Consider the following 16782-nt stretch of genomic DNA (forward strand, 5'->3'; position numbering starts at 1 on the left):
GAAGTGACACACCATCGCAGGCGGAGCAGCCTCCGACCAGCCGGTCCGGTCGCCGCGGGCCCGCCAGCTGCGTGCTGACGGACCCGCGCTCACGGGGTCAGATGTTGGGAGCGGTGGGAGACAGGATCCAGACTTCATCCTTGGCGTTGTTGCAGGTCCACTGGATGAGGTGGCTGCCCTTGTCTGCGTCGGCGCCCAGGCCGAGGCATTTGCCCGAGTAGACGTTCCGCAGCGTGCCGGTGATGTGGTTGTACCACCACTTCTCGTCCACCGCGCCGTTACAGGGGTACTGGATGATGTCGGTGTCATTGGCGAGGCTGTTGTCCGCGCCCATGCACTGGTTGGACAGGACGTTGCGGAGGAAGATCGCGGGGTTGCCGTTGTTGTCGGTGGTGTCCTGGACGAGCCAGCGTTCGTCCTGGGCGTTGTTGCAACCCCACTGCTTGACCGGCTTGCTCCAGTCGAGCTTGCTGCCGACGCCAGCGCACAGCTTGCTGAAGTTGTTGTACAGGTACTGGTATCCGTCGTCCTCCTGTGGCCGCAGGGAGAAGACGACGCGGTCCCCGAGGTACTCGCTCATGCCCCACAGCCGACCGGAGCCGCGAGCGTAGGACAGGTTCTGGGTGACGTGCTGCGACCGGGTGAGCACCTCGGCACCTCCGCCGGGCATGGCCTGCCAGATGCAGGAGTACGGGTGAACCGTGTCGTCATACTCGGCCAGGTAACCGGTGGGGCAGTTCGCGGCGATGTAGAAGTTCACGCCATCGGTCGCCACCCCCTGCATTTTGATGACCGGTGCCAGGAAGGCGGACTTCGCCGTCACGGTGGCGGTGCCGCCCTCGGTGAACTCGTCGATGCTCCAGGTGACCACGGGGGCGTTGGCGTAGGCGGCGTGCCGGGCGGAGATCAGGCGAGGCGCGGAGAAGCCGCTGCGGTCGAGGCTCAGGGCGCTCAGGCAGGCGATGTCACCGTCGCAGTACTGGTTGCTGTGGTTCCCGGCGGAGTCCTGCTGGGCCTTGGTGCGGTTGGAGTACCGGGCGATCATCGGCAGCACCCACGTGTGCCCGTAGCCTCGTGATACACCGCCCTGGATACCGGGAGTCACCGAGGCGACGTCCTCGGTGTTGTTCACCTTCCACAGATGGTTCAGGTCGTAGATCTGGAGTTCGCCGCCGTTGGCTACGTACAGACGATCCCCGTACCACGTCATGCCGTCACCGTGGAAGTCGTCGACCGGCGTGTAGCCGGGGTTGAACCGGTCGCCAGTGGGCTTGACGAGGAGAACGTGCCCGTAGGTCCAGGACGTGCCGGTCGACTCCAGGATGGAGACCCGGCCCCGCACGCCACGGACCGGGCCGTCACCCTTGTACCAGTCCGCCATGTACAGGTGGTGGCCGTCGATCGTGCCGCCGGCGTCCGCGTCGTGGGAACCGGTGAACCCCTGGTTGTGCCAGCCGTTGCTCCACGCGCTGGTGGTGTCGTCGGCGCTGTCCCAGCAGAAGCCGTTGAACTTGTACAACGGGTTGAGAGGGGTGTCGTGACATCCAGTCAGGCTCCGACCCCGGTGCTCGGCGGACTGGGCGACGCTCAGCGCCGACACCCGCTGCACGACGCCTTTCGCCTCGGCCCCTTCGATGACTGCTCGGGCGCTACCAGCTATGCGCGAATCGACCTCCCGCGGATACATGTTGTACCTGGCCGGGTCCACCACGATCACGCTGTCGGCATCCGCCTGCCCGGCCCCGGTCAGCGGTGCCACCAGAGACGACACCGCGAGCACCACCACCGTGCCTCGCAGCCCGAGAGTTCCCCGCAGCCTGAGCAGTGTTTGCCTAGTGCCTGTGAAAATGCGTGCAGAGAAGTTCATTTGTTGATCTTCACAAGGGGGGCGGGTGCGCATCTCGGCCATTTGTCACCGCCTGCCCATGACAAATGTCAGGCGCGGTACCGCCGCGGATGTCGCGGGGCTGGGCCACGCGATGGGTCGACGGCGACCGACCATGCGCACCCCGGCGATGGCGCGTGTGCCTGTGTGGGCAAGATGGGCGGATGGTGAGCCATCTGGTGTGGGACATGGACGGCACTCTGATCGACTCGACCGGGGTGGTGCCCGATGCCTTGGCGGACGCGATCGCAGAACTGGGCGGATCCCGGCCCGATGCGGCGGAGGTCGTGGCGGCCTACTCGCTGGGCACGCCCGAGGTCATCCTGGAGCACTTCCTGGGCCGTTCCCTGTCCGACGGCGAGCCGGACGTGTACTACCGACTGCTGGGCGGCGTGGCGGTGACCCCGTACCCGGGAATCCTGCCCACGCTGGCGGCGCTAGTCGGCATGGGCCTGCCGGTGGTGGTGTTCACCGGCACGACGTGCCGCGCCGCACACGCACTGCTCGGCCCGGTGGGCATCCACCCGCAGCTGGTGGTGGGTGGCGATCAGGTTGCGGCCAAGCCCGCGCCCGACGGCCTGCTGCGGGTGGCCGCCGAGTTGGGTATCGAGCCGTCCGCCATCGGCTACGTCGGTGACGCCAACGTCGACCTGCGCGCCGCGCACGCCGCCGGTGCCCAGGCTCTCGCTGCCCGCTGGGGGCATCTGCACGACCCGGCCGAACCGGCGCACGCTGTCCTGTCGCACCCGGCCGAGGCTCTGGCGTTGCTGACCTCCCGGTGAGTTGCTGACTTCCCGGTGAGCAGGGTGTTGAAGAGGTTGAATAAGGTACCCGGGCCGAGGAGGCTGCGTTCACGGGTCGTACCCGCAACGCCAAGCTGGCCGCGCTGCTGGCTGACGCTGGTTGGACCTATGAGGCGTGTGCGGCGGCGGTGCGGGCTGCGGCCAGGAAAAGCGGCGAGAAGGGGGGGCTCCATAGGCGTAGCGAACCGGCTGGCCGTCGATCTGGCCGATGGCGACTTCCGACCCGGGCTGGGTGTGGTTGTCGAGCCGGTCTGTGACAACTCCGGGACGGCTTGACCAAGACGCGTAGCACGCGCCGGGCATGCTGTGCATGGGCGCCACCGCTGAGGCCGTCGACCCGCGCGCGACCCGCCAGGCCATCACCACGCTGGTCGTCCAGCGACTTGCCGAGGTATGACCGGAGCGGCGATCCCAACCGCGTCGCGCCGCCGCACCGGATCGACCGCACCGTCCCCCGTCACGCCCGACCGGCTGGCACGAGGATGGCCGGCCCCGGCCGCCCCCTGGTGTCGCTGCGGGCGGAGGCGGTTGTGGAGACGAGGTGCGTGTTCGGTTAGGTTGTGGCGGTGATCGACTACGACGGTGGGGCTGCCACCTACGACGTCTCGCGAGGTGGGGAGGTACGGGCGGCTGCCGCGGCGGAGGCCGTCGAGCGGTTGCTCCCAGAAGGAACGCGCACGCTGGTTGATGTCGCGTGCGGTACTGGCATCGTCACGACGCGGCTGCGCCGCCCGATGCGCGCGGTGCTGGGTGTGGACCGTTCGTGGGGGATGATGGAGCTGGCCGCCGGGCGGCTGCCGGACGGTGTGGTGCTCGGCGATGCCACGCGCCTGCCGGTCGGATCGGCCCGCGTGGACGCGGTGGTGCTCGTCTGGTTGCTGCATCTGCTGTCTGACGCGGCGCCGGTGCTCGCCGAGGGCGCGCGGGTCCTGCGGGGCGGGGGCGTGCTGGTCACTACCGTGGACAAGAATGAGGCCGCGTTCAGCGTCGACAGCGACATCGCCGCGGTGACGGCACCCTTGCGGCGCAAGTACAAGTACGCCTCGCGTGCGTCCGACAGTTTCGGAAGGGTGGCCGACCTGGCGGCCGGGCACGGACTCAGGCTGGTAGGTGAGGCGAGTTTCGTCGGAATCGGGCAGGGGCGGAGTCCGCGGCAATGGCGTGAGCGCATCATGTCGGGCCGCTTCCTGTGGAGTCGTGAGGCTGGCGTCGGGGAGATCGCCGCGTTGTGCCGGGACCTGGAGTCGCTGCCGGACCAGGATGCGCCCCGGCCGGACCCGCTCTACCGGCTGGTCGCCCTGTCCTGATTCAGTACCGTGATGGAGCGCCAGAGGGTTGTTTCGTTCGGGCGCCTCGCCCCGTGGATCGCTGGCCGACGCCGGCTGTGGACGACCCATCGGCTTCCTCCAGATGCCGCGCGACGTCCGCGCGGTCGCTTCCCCCTGTCATCCCCAGGCGGCCGCTAGCTGTCCAGATGCTGGGGTGGCTTGCCGGCGCAGGGGCGGACAGGGCAGCGTCGACCCTGTGGCCCTGTGGCCCTGTGGCCCTGTGGCCCTGTGGCCCTGTGGCCCTGTGGCCCTGTGGCGGCGTGGTCAGTGGGCGTTCGGTCTGGGGATCTGGATGCCCGCGGCGCGGAGCCTGGTCTCCAACACCGCCGCCGCCCGCGTGGTGGCCGGTGTCGGCTCCTCGCCGTGGTGGGCGATCAGCGTGTACCGGGTCGCGGTGTCGGTGCGGGCCTGCAGAGCCGTCACGATTTTCAGGTGGTCAGGGTGGGCGAGGTAGTGCTCGGCCATGTCGGTGGCGAGTTCTTCTATCCGTGGGTCGTCAGGTTCCCACGCCGCGGCCTGGGCGGCGCGTTGGATCAGGGCGACGTACCGGGGGTCGTCGAGGGCGTGGGCGACGTGGGTGAGGTAGTCGTCGAAGCCGTCCGGGACCAGGGCCTTGGCCAGCACCCAGCCCTCGCGGGCCTTCGCCACCTCCTCGGCGGGGAGCCCGAGGCCGGCCATCCGTTCCAGGAGCGCCACGGCGCGGTCGCCCAGGAGTGCCCGGTCGCCGTCGGCGAGGCGGTGCAGCATGTCACGCCGGGCGGTCAGCTCCTCGATCCGAGCGGTGAGCTGGCGTTCGACGTCGAAGAGCGAGATGGCGAACTGCGTGGCGTCGGCGTCGAGCAGGGGCCCGATCTCGGCGAGCGGCACCCCGGCGGCGGCCAGGGTTCGGACCCGCACAAGGCGCACCAGCTCCGCTGATCCGTACCGCCGGTAGCCGGAGCCGTCGCGTTCGGGCTCGGCGGCCAGGCCGAGCTTGTGGTAGTGCCGCACGGTCTTCACGGTGACGCCGATGAACGCCGCCGCCTGCCCGATTGTGATCCCGTTGCGCATCCGATCCGCCCCCATTGTCCAGCCCGGCGACCGTGCGCGTCACGGTCGCCGGGATCTTGCCATGTCGGCAGCCGACGCGGGTGTTCAGGTCGTCGCGGCGGTGAACACCTGGTTGACGAGCTTGTGCTGGGCCTGCTGGAAGGCTGTCGCGATGGACAGGCCGGCGTCGTCCACGCAGTTCAGCGCGGCGGTGAGGGTCCTGCTGCCGTCGGGTGTGCTGTACATGAGCGCGGCGTGGCCGACGGCGGCGCCGTTGTGGGAGATGAGAGTGTCGCCGTCTTCGGTGGTCAGCACGAACACTCCCAGGCCGTAGTCCATGTTCGGGATTCCGGTGGGGTACGGGGCGCACATCTCGGCCAGGAGCGGGGCGGGCAGGAGTTTGCCGCCCATCAGTGCGGAGATGAACGTGTGCAGGTCCCGGGTGGTGGAGATCATGTCACCGCCGGTGGAGACCCAGGACGGGTTCTGGCGGGTGATGTCGACGGTCTTCTGCTCGCCGGCATCGTCGTAGCGGTAGTAGGCGTGGGCATGCGGCTCGGTGATCTCCGGTGAGGCCTCCGGCAGCACGGTACCCGTCAGCCCGAGCGGTCCCAGGATCAGCCGCCGCATCGCCTCGGCGAGTGGGTGTCCGGTGACCTTCTCGACCAGCAGCCGGGCCAGCACGTAGTTGGTGTTGGAGTAGCTCCAGCTTGTCCCCGGCTCGAATCGCGCCGGCTTGGACAGCGCCAGTTCCACCAGCTCCTGTGGGCTGTAGGTCTTCAGTCGGTTGTCCAGCCATTCGGTGCCGGCGGGGCCGTAGGGAATGGGGATCCCCAGCTCCAGGTCCTGCCGCCAATGTCAAGATCCGTCACCCTGCGGCATTGGGGGCCAAGGCCGCGGGGAATCAGCCGATGGGCCTAGAGAAGCGGGCTGATGACCTAAGACTATCGGATTCCAGCCGAGCGTTTCGCACTTGTCGAGCAGGTCCATAGCCACCTCACCAGGCGTGATGGCACCACAGTGAACGCTCGCGGTGGACTTGGCCGCCGCTACGCTCGTTGGCCCAGATCGTGGCGCGCGAGCTGCGCGGGCTGTGAAGCCACCTCGCTGACGAGGCACACCGGGCGTCGACTGCGGTACACCGTGGCCAACGACAACACCGAGCTGGCACGGTCAGGAGCGTGTCCATAGTCGATGGACCGCGTGGCATCGTTGAGATGCGTCGACCTCAGGACGGGGGATCCTCACATGGCGAAGCGTGGTCTGCCTTTACTCACCCGGCATCCGCGCTTCGCTGGCGGGCTACGTTGGCACGTGGGGAGACTGCCGGCGGGGGTATTGATCTGTGGGGCGTTTGGAGGCCTCCTGAGCCTGGCGGCCGGGTTCGCCGCAATGCACGGACTGTCCGCCCGAAAGAATGAGAACTTTCTCAGTGTCACATTGGCGGCATTCAGAGCACTCGTCGGCCAGGACAGCTTGCCGATCGAGCCAGGCAACCATCTACACGAGATGCTGGCCAGCACCGCCGCCATGATCGGTGTCCTGGTTCCGGCTCTGTTCGTGGGGGTCGTGTTCATCAGGCTGTTCGCGATCCGGGCATTCACCTGGCGGAAGGCGGTCAACGTAGTCACCGCGCCCCAGACCCAGTTTCCGGTGTATCTGGAGCGGTTCGGGGACAGTGACGACGCGGTCCTGCAGGTCCGGTTCTACAAGCACCTGCCGCGGCTGGAAATCTTCGATCTGAGGGTACGGGCGTTTCTGAGGTCTGAATCGCCGGCCGACGACGGGTCGCTGTTCCGGTTCACGCACGAGCTGGACATCTTGGATGCCGCCGGTGACCTGTGCGGGGAGAGGGTGTTCCCGACCTGCGACGACCCCACACCGATGACCGTGAACATTCCGGCCGGAGCCCCACTGGTCGACGGTCGCCTGACCCAGGTGCAGGGGATAGGTATCACCGGTGTGCGGACCATCCTGCTGGTGCTCGTGACCGGCAAGGCTCGGGGACTCAACGTCGAGGTCTCCGACGGCTACGTCTATGACCTGAACCGGGACTTGCAGCACGGCCGATTCTTCCCTGTGCACAACAGCACCACAGTTCGTGCCCGCCGTTGGCGCGGCTGGGACCGCTTCGAAGTCGTCGAAGCCGCCAAATCGGTCGCCGAGGTGCCTATCCAACGTAACCCCAGTCCGTGACGGCCCGGTCGCACCTCACCCGACGACGCTGACAGCCATACGGAGTGTGAATCGCACGGCTCTGCCCAGCGACCGGGCGTAGGCGATCTCGGCTCGGGTGCTGTCTCCGATGTAGTCGCCAACGACGAGCACCTCGTCAGCGAGCTGGATCTTCGCCCGGTGCAGATCTGTCGAGCCGAGCCTTCAGCACCTCGGCCTCGACGGGATCAGACCAGAGCTCGTGCGGCGGCTTCATGTCGCAGCCCGGTTTGACGACGATCTCCCCGGCTTTGGTTTCCCGCAGATCGGCCTCGGTCATATCGGTCACGAGGCGGGTGGAGCCGCAGATCACGACGATACGCAGGAGGCTCGACAGCTTCTTTGCGTCGGCGAGCCTTCATCGACGCCGAAAAGGCCCCGCCGAACCGTGGACACGCTACGCGGGCCGACGCATGACCAGTCCGTAGCCCGCGCTCAACGACTCGGCTGCGGCCCCGACAAGGGACGCAGCTTGAACATCAGGATGCCGAGATACTTGTTCATAGCTGCCTGCTTATGGGGATAGCGCTCGGCGGCTTCGGTAGCCATCTGCGGCTCGACCGCCTCCTCGATCCACAGCCCGGCCGCGCTGAAGGTGTTGAGCAGGTCTGAGATCGTGTACGGCCGCTTGGTCAGGGTCACCTGGTCGTTCCAGTTGCGGTGCCGGTAGGCGAACGACTCCGTCCGGAAGTACTCCTCGCCCAGTGAGGTCCCGTTCTGCTCCGCTCGCTCGATCGCGTATCGGATCGGTTGGGTCCGAGTGAGCAGGATGAAGCCGTTCTCGGTCAACATGTCACGCGCGATCTGCAATGCCTTGACCCCGTCCGCCGCGTACCCGAACGATTGCAGGAACAGGATCCGGTCGAACCGTCGGCCCGCGAGCCCCGGCACCGCCGCTAGATCGGAGAGATCACCCTCGACGAGCTCAACACCCGGCGGCGGCGGGACGATGAAGTTCCCGCTGATGTCCACGCCGACCGACCCCGCGGCCCCATCGTCGGCCAACTGTGCGACTTTGGCTCCGTTGCCGCAGCCCGCGTCAAGGACAGCCAGCCCGGTGACGTCGCCGAGGAGAGCGCGCTCCGCGGGCCACTCGACGAGCCGATCCAGCGAGTCCTCGCGGGCACGCGCCTGCTCGAATCCCGACGACAGTGTCTGCCACGGACGGCTCGCGTCACCGCCGACCACGCCAGCAGTGTGAGCTACGGAGTTCTCCTCAACCATGAGTGAATGATGCCGGATCGCCGACACTTTCGCCTGCTCACTCGAGGGAACACCAGGAGCGGCGCGCTCATGGCGCAGGAGACGCCCCATGCCGGGCGGCTCGGCGGGCTCATCGGAGGCGCCACGCTGCACTGTGGACCGTGAGCACGACTGGCACGGATGCGTGCCTATGATCTTGGGCATGTCGAAGTCCGCAACCCCCGAGTCGCTGTCCTTCGCCGACGCCGATGCCCGCCTGGACGGCGCGTTGTCCGCCGGGCTGGACGGCGACTACGACGAGGTGCTGTTCTTCGACGGCGACCTCGCGCTCGACGGGGACTTCCTGGAAGCCGTTGACGCATTGCTGGGCGGGGACGGCGGGGACGTCGACAGGTTGGTCGTGGTGACCGGCGACCTGACGGTGAAGGGTCGGATCGCGCTCTACGAGGACTACCCGGGGCTGCACGTGGGTGGTCGCACCGAGGCCGAGACCCTGGAGGGCGGCGACGCGGAGATCGACATCCACGACGGCGCCTTCACCCACCTGGTCTACGGCTACTACAACCACGGCACCCTGCGGACCGGCACGGTCGACACCCCGTGGGTGATCGAGTATGAGCACATCATGGAGGTACACGCGCCCGACGCACGCTGGGTCGACAACCTCGGTGACGTCGCCCGCGCCGACTACGTCCGGAAGGACATCGCCGACGCCTTCGTGCCCGAGGTCGTAGACAAGGACGGTGGGCTGCTGATCGAGAATTTCCTGGACCGGCTGCGGTCCGCTCTGCCCGTGCTGCTGCCGGGAGCCCGGACATCGGCCGAGCGGAAGCGCGAACGGATAGCCGGCGCCGTGGCCGACCGGGTCGAGCACCTCGACCTGACCGGACGCAAGCTGCGGGAGTTCCCCGCCGAGGTACTGCAGATACCGTGGCTGCGCACCCTGATCCTGGACGGCAACCTGATCGGCGAACTGCCCGCGGAGCTCGGCACGCTCACCAGCCTGGAGCACCTGTCCCTACGCTACTGCGGGCTGACCTCCCTCCCCGAGTCGATCGGCGACCTGGCCGCCCTGCGGGTACTGCGGCTCGCCGGCAACCGGACCGGCGAGCGCAACGAGGTGACGCTCACCGTGCCGGCGACCATCGGTCGGCTCGCCGCACTGGAGGAGCTGGACATCTCCTGGTTGTCGGTCGAGCAGGACGAGGACCTGACCGAGGTGGCGCCGTTCCTCCTGCCGGAGACCTTCGGCGGCCTGGTCGCGCTCCGTCGGCTGGTCGCGGACGAGACCAACGTCGTGTTCCCGGAGTCCGCACACGGCCTGGCCGGCATCGAGGAGGTGTCCCTGGCCGGCAGCCGCTACCTGTACCTGACCTCCTTCCCCGAGGCGGTCACCACCTTCCCGAACCTGCGCCGGCTCGACCTGAGCAACCGCTACTTCGATACCGTCCCCGAGAGCCTGCTCCGCCTGACCCGGCTCGAGGAACTCGACCTCGGCGGCAGCCTCGCCCGGGTCGACGTCCCGCTGCCGGACCTCGGCCGCCTGCCCGCCCTGCGCGTCCTCGACATCAGCGGATACTCCAGCCACAGCACCGTGCCCGTACCGCCGCACACGGTGCTGCGCGAACTGCTCGGCATGGCACTGACCGCGCTGGAGGAGCTGCGCGTCGGAGGATGGGGCAAGCAGGACGACCGCGGTGAGCTCGAGCCCGAGTACCTCGCCGGGATCGGGGCGTTCCGCCGGCTGCGGACCCTCAACCTCGCCGCCAACCGGCTCCGATACCTGCCGGCCGAGTTCTACACCCTCCCCGAACTGGCCACGGTCGGCCTCAGGAACAACAAGCTCCACAAGGCCGTCCGTGACCGGATCACCGCCGCGTACCCGACCGCCCGGATCGACTTCGGAACGTGAGCGGCTCCGCGCAGGTGGAGCGACGGCCCGTTCTGTTCGAGGTGCTCAGTGCCCCGACCGTGGTTGCCGCAGGCGATCTGCCGTTCGTCTCGTTCGGCCACACCCGCCGCATCGACCCGGCCGGCGCGGTCGTGCCGTCGGATTCGAGGCTGCGGTTCCGGATCAGGTCACGCTCGAGCGGAAGTCGCGGGACTTCGACGTGAACGGCAAGCACAGCGGATAGGAGATCTCGGCGACGAGGCTGATTGCGCCATCGGTCCGCTCCAGCCTGCCCCGTACCACTGGCGCGGGGCTGGTGTTCGGGATGCGCGAGGTGGACATGTTGGGCCGAGGCGTCCGCTGGTCAGGATGAGCTGGGTATCCCTCGCCGCTCATCTTGCCCCATTGACTGCTCGAGTTCCTCGACAATTGCTCGTCTGCGTCCGGTACCTACGCGTGTGGAGCAGATGATGTCGAGGATGCCGATCTCGTCCTCGGGCCGGGTTCCCGACGACCTGCTCCCCGCCGTCCGCGCACTGGCCGCCAACGCCCGCAGCGAACGGCTCATCACGGCGCTGCTCACCCTCGCCCGAGGGGAGAGCACCGTCCTCGACCGCCGACCGGCCGACCTCGCCGACGCAGCGCGCTCGGCGGCACGGGAACTGGCCGAGGAGGCCCAGGCGGCGGGAGTCCGGATCACGCTCACCACGGCCCCCGCGCCCGTCGAAGGAGACCCGGCCCTGCTCCGTCAGGTCGCGCTCAACCTGCTGGCCAACGCGATCCGGCACAACCACGCCGACGGCACCGTCGAGATGACCACCGGCCAGGCCGAGAACACGTCATATCTGGAAGTCACCAACACCGGCCCGGCACTGGACCCGCACGAGATCCCGGCCCTGTTCGAACCATTCCACCGCGGCCGGGAGCGCGGGAACGGACTCGGACTCGGGCTCGCGATCGTCGAGGCGATCATCACCACGCACCACGGGAAGATCACGGCCACCAGCCGCACCGGCGGCGGACTGATCACCTGTGTCCAACTCCCCGCCCGGCGACGTCGACCCGGGTGACACGTCCTGGCGCGGATCGGTGTCGTGACCACCTTCCGGGGCGATCAGGGCACCTCGGAGTGCGGCCGGACTCCAGGGGCGTTCCAGGCCGGTTCGGCACGGTGATGTGGCCCGCACCGATCCGGTGCGCCCACCGAAGGAGCGACCCATGTTGAGGAATCTCGCCCTGCCGCTACTGGGGCTCGTGGCCTCGTCGGCAGTACTCACCGCCCCGGCCGCCGCCGCGCCGGCCCCGCCCACCGCCGGCGTCCCCGCCCCGCTGGTCGCGCCCACACTGACCTGTGAGATCCGCCCGTCCGGCCTGCCGCCTCGGCAGAACACCTGCGGCACCGTCCGGGCTTCGGGGACGTACTTCGTCAAGAACGCGGTGCAGAACGGCCCGGCCAGCGGGTACACCTGGATCGTTCCGGCCGGGGTCCCGATCGGCGGCGGGTGCCGGACCGACACGTCGTTCTGCGATCTCACGGTGCGTTCGAGCAACGTCGACCAGGACATCACCACGTCCGTGATCATTCCCGGTTTCGGCAGCCGGCAGGTCAACGCCGTGATCCCGGCGGTCTGCGGGCAGTTCCTCTGCTAGCGCCGGCCCGTCGGCCGCGCCGATGCTAGTCCCGACCCGCCTCCGCGCTGAGCAACCGGGCGCGGAGGCGGTCGACCGGCGGGGCGTCCAACTGGTCGAGGATGCCCAGGGCACGTTTCCGGGCGGCCCGTGCGGCGGCGGGATCGGCCAGCGCGTCGTGGGCCTCACTCAGGTGGGTGAACACCTCGGCCTCGGTGCTGGGATCGACGACCTGCGCCAGCAGGTCGAGCGCGAGGTGGTAACAACGCACCGCTTCCTGGTACTCGCCGAGCTGGTGCCGGATGAAGCCGAGGCTGTCCCAGGTGTACGCGAGCCCGGCCCGGTCACCCAGATCCCGGCACGCGGCCAACGCCTGTTCGCAGCATTCCAGCGCGCGCGGGTAGTCCCCGCACAGCGCGTGGGCCCAACCCAACCCGTTGAGGGCGTTGGCGCGGGCGTTCGCCGGCCCGGTGACCGTCAGCGCCCGCAAGGCCCGGTCGGCGTGGTGCAGAGCGGCGGCCGGCCGGTTCTGCCGTTCGGACACCCAGGCCAGGCCCTGGTGGACCCTGGCGGCCATCTCCTGGAGGTCCAGCTTCTCGAACAGCTCCAGAGCCAGCCCGTAGTGCAGTTCCGCCTCCTCCAGCTGACCGAGTTCGGCATGTGTTCCGGCGATGGCCCGCCGGGCGAACGCCTGCGCCAGCGGGTCGCCGAGCCGGACGCCCGCCGCGAGGGCGGTCCGCGCGACCTGGCCCTGGTCGTACCAGTGGCCGTGCGGGTGCAGGAACGGCGTCATCGACCAGGCGAGCTGCCAGGCGTGGACGTCGAACCCGTTCGCCGCGCACAGCTCCACGACGGCGAGGACCACCCGGCGTTCGAGGGTGAACCAGGCCACGGCGTCAGCGGCCGAGCCCGGGACGGTGGTCGTGACCCCGGAACGGATCGCCGGCACCGCGACCGCCGGCAGGTGCGGGGCGAGCAGATGTGCGGCGGGCCGGGCGGTATGCAGGAAGTGGTCGAACATCCGGGCCAGCGCGGTCCGCCGATCAGGGGCGCTGTCGTGTTCGTGCGCCAGTTCCAGGGCATAGGCGCGCAACAGGTCATGGAGCACGTACCGGCTCGGGGTGTGCTCGGTGAGCAGGTGCGCGCGCAGTAGTTCCCCGAGGGCGGCGCGCGCGTCCGCGAGAGGGACGCCCGCGAGGCTGGCCGCGACCGCCCGCCCGATGTCAGGGCCCGGATGCAGGCTCAGCAGCCGGAACATGGTGGCCGCCGTCGGACTGACCGCGCGGTAGGACCAGCAGAAGACCGCACGCAGATCCGTGGCCGCGTCGCCGCCCTGGAGCACGTCGAGCACCCCGCCACGTAGCTCCGCGGCGAGCACCGCCAAGGTGAAGTCCGGCCGGGTGGCGGCCCGGGCGGCGACGATGGCCAACGCGAGCGGCAGGCCGGCGCAGTGCCGGAGGATCTCCTCGACGCCGTCGGGCTCGGCGGCCACCCGGTCGGTGCCGAGCCGGAGCTCCAGAAGTTCCCGGGCCTCCGCGGCGGACAGCAGTTCGAGGGTGACCGGAACGGCCGCCTCGGCCGTGGTCAGGCCGGTGAGCTGGTCGCGACTGGTGACGAGTGCCATGCAGCCGGGCGAGCCGGGCAACAGCGGGCGGACCTGCTCGGCGTCGCGGGCGTTGTCCAACAGGACCAGCACCCGCCGGCCCGCGAGGGTACTGCGGTACGTGGCGGCGAGGACGTCGACGTCACCGGGGATCCGGGAGACCGGTACCCCCAGAGCTTCGAGGAGTCCGCGCAGCGCCTGGGCCGGGTCGACCGCCTGGCCGGTGGGGTCGAAGCCGCGCAGGTTGACGTACAGCTGGCCGTCCGGGAAGTCGTCGGCGGCCCGGTGGGCCCAGTGCACGGCGAGCGCGGTCTTGCCGGCGCCGGCCGGGCCCGAGACGGTGGCGACGACGGTCCCCGCGTCCCGGTGGTTCAGCAGGGCGTCCAGGCCCGACAGGTGCCGGGCACGGCCGGCGAGGGTCGGCACGGCCAGGGGCAGCTGGGCGGGCAGGTCGGCCGGCGGATCGGCGGGCGATACCACAGGCTGCCGCGGCTGGAGACCCGCCGGTGGTGCCGGGTCCAGTGCCGGGTCGTGCCGGAGGATCGCCACCTCCAGGTCGCGCAGGGCCGGCCCCGCCTCGACGCCCAGCTCCTCGACCAGCGCGGACCGGAGCCGCTGGCACACCCCGAGGGCGTCGGACTGACGGCCCATCCGGTACAGGGCGACCATCAGCTGGCCGTGGATCCACTCGTCGAAGGGGTACTCGCGCACCAGCAGCTCCAGCTCGGGCAGCACCTGGGCGTGCTCGCCCAGTTCCAACGACGCGTCGACCAACCCGCGCCTGGCCCGCAGCCACAGGTCGTCCAGCCGCCCGGCCTGCTCGTCGAGCCACGAGGTCCGGGCGACGTCCAGCAGCGAGCGGCCCCGCCACAGGCGCAGCGCGGCCCGCAGGTGCCGGGCACGGGTGGCCGGATCCGGTGACTGGGCCTCCCGGCCGACCAGGCGCTCAGCGACGTCCACGTCGGTGCCGTCCGTGCCGGTGACCAGCAGGTAGCCGGGTGGCCTGGAGATGATGGCCTCCCTACCTCCCAACACCTTGCGCAGGTAGGAGACGTGGCTCTGGAGCGTGGTCGACGCACCCGGCGGGGCGCCGGCGCCCCAGACGGCCTCAACCAGTCGATCCGTGCTGACCACGGTTCCCCGGCCCAGCGCCAGCGTGGCCAGAACGGCCCTGCGGCGCGCCCCGGGCACGGGCACTGACACGTCCCCGTCGAGGACGTCGACCGGACCTAGCAGCCTGATGAACACCGGATCACCTCCGTTGCCCACGCTAGCCACGAATCCCCGCAGACGACCTGATCGGTCGCACACCGGACGCGGTCGGGATCGTTCCAGCCCGGCTCCAGCCCCGTTGCGGCCCGACGGATCACAGTGGGCCCGTCAACCTCATCGAACACCGAGGAGAATTCCCATGTTTCGACGTCTTCTGCTCACGGCGGCGCTCATTCTGACGGCTGTGGGCGTCAGCGCCGCGCCTGCCCAGGCGATCCCGGTCGGCGGTGGGGGCACCTCCCAGTTGGTGACCCTGTACTTCGACGACGCCGCGCACACGCACTTCATCGGCGAGACCTGGACGGGATGCCCGACCAACCCGGCCGGCAGCTGGGGGACCTCCAGCCGGTACGTGTACCGCTACACCCTGGAGTGCTGAACCTTCCAGGAGCGGTTCCCGGCGCGATCACGCCGGGAACCGTCGCGCCCCGAGGCCGGGTTGTTCGGTCTGGGTGTGGCGGAGCGCGACACGGAGACCGTTCGCGTCGCGGGTCCACCGTCGTTGGCGCGGCGCACGAGCACACATGACAGGAGTCGGGAGGGACGAACACAGCCGCCCGACGGGGTGCCGGGGTTCCGATGTTCAGCCGCCGGCGAGTCGCTCTGCCGCTGACGTGGATGTGACGGCCGTGACACCTTGGCGGGACGGAAATCGGATCGCGATCAAGGGAGTTGATGCGGGAAGAGAGCCGTTTCAGGAGGGGTCATGCGAGCGATTCAGGTTTCCGAGGTGGGCGGTCCCGAGGTGCTGCGACTGGTCGACGTCGATCGGCCGGTGCCGGGTCCGGGCCAGGCGGTGGTGGAGGTCGCCGCGTCCGGCGTCAACTTCCTCGACGTCTACCACCGCCAGGGCCGCTACGCCCTCCCGCTGCCGTTCACCCCGGGCACCGAGGGCGCGGGTACGGTCGTCGAGATCGGCCCCGGCGTCGTCGACGTCGCCGTGGGGGACCGGGTCGGTTGGGTGGAGATTCCCGGCACCTATGCCGAGCGGGCCGTCGTGGACGCCTCCCGGCTCGTGCCACTGCCTGACGGTGTCGCATTCGAGACCGCCGCCGCCGTGCTGCTGCAGGGCATGACGGCGCACTACCTCGTCAAGGACGCCTACCCGGTCCAGCCGGGCGACACGGTGCTCGTGCACGCCGCCGCGGGCGGCATGGGGCTGCTGCTGACCCAACTGATCACCCACCTCGGGGGCAGGGTGATCGGCACGACGTCGACTCCGCAGAAGGCCGAGTCGGTTCGGCGCGCCGGGGCCGCCGAGGTGATCCTCTACTCCGCGGTGGACGATCTCGCGGCCGAGGTGAAGCGGCTCAACGGCGGCGAGGGTGTGCCCGTCGTCTTCGACGGCGTCGGCAGGGACACCTTCGACGCGAGCCTCGCCAGCCTGCGAACCCGCGGCCACCTGGTGCTCTTCGGAGCCGCGAGTGGCGCCGTGGCGCCCTTCGACCCCCTCCGGCTCGCCCAGGGCGGTTCGCTGACCCTGATCCGGCCCAGCCTCGGGCACTTCGTCGCCGACCGGTCCGAGCTGCTCCGGCGCGCCGCCGACGTGCTCGAGTGGGTGCGCACCAAGGCTCTGGAGATCATGGTGACGGACCGCTACCCGCTCGCCGAGGTCGCCCGGGCCCACAGCGATCTGGAGGCCCGGCGCACCACCGGCAAGCTGCTCGTCATCCCGTAGGTACGAGGCGCGGAGGACGGTCCAGCAGACCGACGGGCTGATCCGCAGGCGAAGGGGTGGCAGGCTACAGGCTCGTGATGATGCCGCTGGCTCTGCCGTCGACAACCGAGGCGTCGAGGTGGTGGGGAGCCGTGGGTGCGGCCGTCGCGGCTGCCCTGTTCGCCGTTGGACTGGTCCCGCTCGGCCGGGCTCCAACGGTTGGAGAACGCGAGCCAGGGCAGGGCGCTGACCTGGTACGTGCCGGGCG

14 protein-coding genes are annotated in these 16782 nt (G+C 69.7%); 8 read left to right on the forward strand and 6 right to left on the reverse strand.

The genetic code is table 11. The annotated features are described in order from the left end of the window. Positions 1–97: 97 nt before the first annotated feature. On the reverse strand, positions 98–1771 hold the full coding sequence (locus PT931_RS10635; RefSeq protein ID WP_456245555.1) for an RICIN domain-containing protein: 1674 nt from the start codon (positions 1769–1771) through the stop codon (positions 98–100). A 278-nt stretch (positions 1772–2049) separates the two neighbouring features. Here PT931_RS10635 and PT931_RS10640 point away from each other — a divergent pair, with 278 nt between their 5' ends. Both PT931_RS10640 and PT931_RS10645 read left to right on the forward strand, forming a co-directional pair. Continuing rightward, entirely contained in the window at positions 2050–2667 is a 618-nt protein-coding gene (locus tag PT931_RS10640; protein ID WP_456245556.1) for an HAD family hydrolase, read from the forward strand. Between the two features lie 587 nt (positions 2668–3254). Next, complete coding sequence (locus tag PT931_RS10645) at positions 3255–3995, forward strand: class I SAM-dependent methyltransferase (protein WP_456245557.1); 741 nt, start codon at positions 3255–3257, stop codon at positions 3993–3995. 285 nt (positions 3996–4280) lie between these two features. Here the strand turns inward: PT931_RS10645 and PT931_RS10650 are convergent, their stop codons facing one another. Next, on the reverse strand, positions 4281–5066 hold the full coding sequence (locus PT931_RS10650; RefSeq protein ID WP_456245558.1) for a MerR family transcriptional regulator: 786 nt from the start codon (positions 5064–5066) through the stop codon (positions 4281–4283). An 84-nt stretch (positions 5067–5150) separates the two neighbouring features. Then, the gene (locus PT931_RS10655; protein ID WP_456245662.1) at positions 5151–5888 is read right to left on the reverse strand and encodes a serine hydrolase domain-containing protein; all 738 of its coding nucleotides are present in this window, start codon (positions 5886–5888) and stop codon (positions 5151–5153) included. Between the two features lie 405 nt (positions 5889–6293). On the opposite strand from PT931_RS10655, the gene PT931_RS10660 reads away from it, so the two are divergent. Further along, entirely contained in the window at positions 6294–7241 is a 948-nt protein-coding gene (locus PT931_RS10660; RefSeq protein ID WP_456245559.1) for a hypothetical protein, read from the forward strand. Between the two features lie 136 nt (positions 7242–7377). On the opposite strand, the gene PT931_RS10665 is transcribed toward PT931_RS10660, so the two are convergent. Continuing rightward, positions 7378–7548, reverse strand: a complete 171-nt coding sequence (locus PT931_RS10665; RefSeq protein ID WP_456245560.1) for a hypothetical protein — start codon at positions 7546–7548, stop codon at positions 7378–7380. 146 nt (positions 7549–7694) lie between these two features. Beyond that, positions 7695–8483, reverse strand: coding sequence for a class I SAM-dependent methyltransferase (locus PT931_RS10670; RefSeq protein ID WP_456245561.1), 789 nt, complete (start codon positions 8481–8483; stop codon positions 7695–7697). A gap of 181 nt (positions 8484–8664) precedes the next feature. Here PT931_RS10670 and PT931_RS10675 point away from each other — a divergent pair, with 181 nt between their 5' ends. The 3 genes from PT931_RS10675 to PT931_RS10685 all read left to right on the forward strand — a co-directional run bounded on the left by PT931_RS10675 (position 8665) and on the right by PT931_RS10685 (position 12003). Next, a complete protein-coding gene (locus tag PT931_RS10675) occupies positions 8665–10374 on the forward strand; it encodes a leucine-rich repeat domain-containing protein (RefSeq protein ID WP_456245562.1) in 1710 nt (569 codons plus the stop codon). A 458-nt stretch (positions 10375–10832) separates the two neighbouring features. Beyond that, positions 10833–11423, forward strand: a complete 591-nt coding sequence (locus tag PT931_RS10680; protein ID WP_456245563.1) for a sensor histidine kinase — start codon at positions 10833–10835, stop codon at positions 11421–11423. A gap of 148 nt (positions 11424–11571) precedes the next feature. Continuing rightward, the gene (locus tag PT931_RS10685) at positions 11572–12003 is read left to right on the forward strand and encodes a hypothetical protein (protein WP_456245564.1); all 432 of its coding nucleotides are present in this window, start codon (positions 11572–11574) and stop codon (positions 12001–12003) included. A 25-nt stretch (positions 12004–12028) separates the two neighbouring features. On the opposite strand, the gene PT931_RS10690 is transcribed toward PT931_RS10685, so the two are convergent. Next, positions 12029–14833: a BTAD domain-containing putative transcriptional regulator gene (locus tag PT931_RS10690; protein ID WP_456245565.1), complete on the reverse strand. Its 2805-nt coding sequence runs from the start codon at positions 14831–14833 to the stop codon at positions 12029–12031. 163 nt (positions 14834–14996) lie between these two features. Here PT931_RS10690 and PT931_RS10695 point away from each other — a divergent pair, with 163 nt between their 5' ends. Both PT931_RS10695 and PT931_RS10700 read left to right on the forward strand, forming a co-directional pair. After that, the gene (locus tag PT931_RS10695) at positions 14997–15236 is read left to right on the forward strand and encodes a DUF6289 family protein (protein ID WP_456245566.1); all 240 of its coding nucleotides are present in this window, start codon (positions 14997–14999) and stop codon (positions 15234–15236) included. Positions 15237–15563: 327 nt separating this feature from the next. Then, complete coding sequence (locus PT931_RS10700; RefSeq protein WP_456245567.1) at positions 15564–16535, forward strand: quinone oxidoreductase family protein; 972 nt, start codon at positions 15564–15566, stop codon at positions 16533–16535. Positions 16536–16782: the final 247 nt, after the last annotated feature.

Source organism: Longispora urticae (assembly GCF_053902585.1).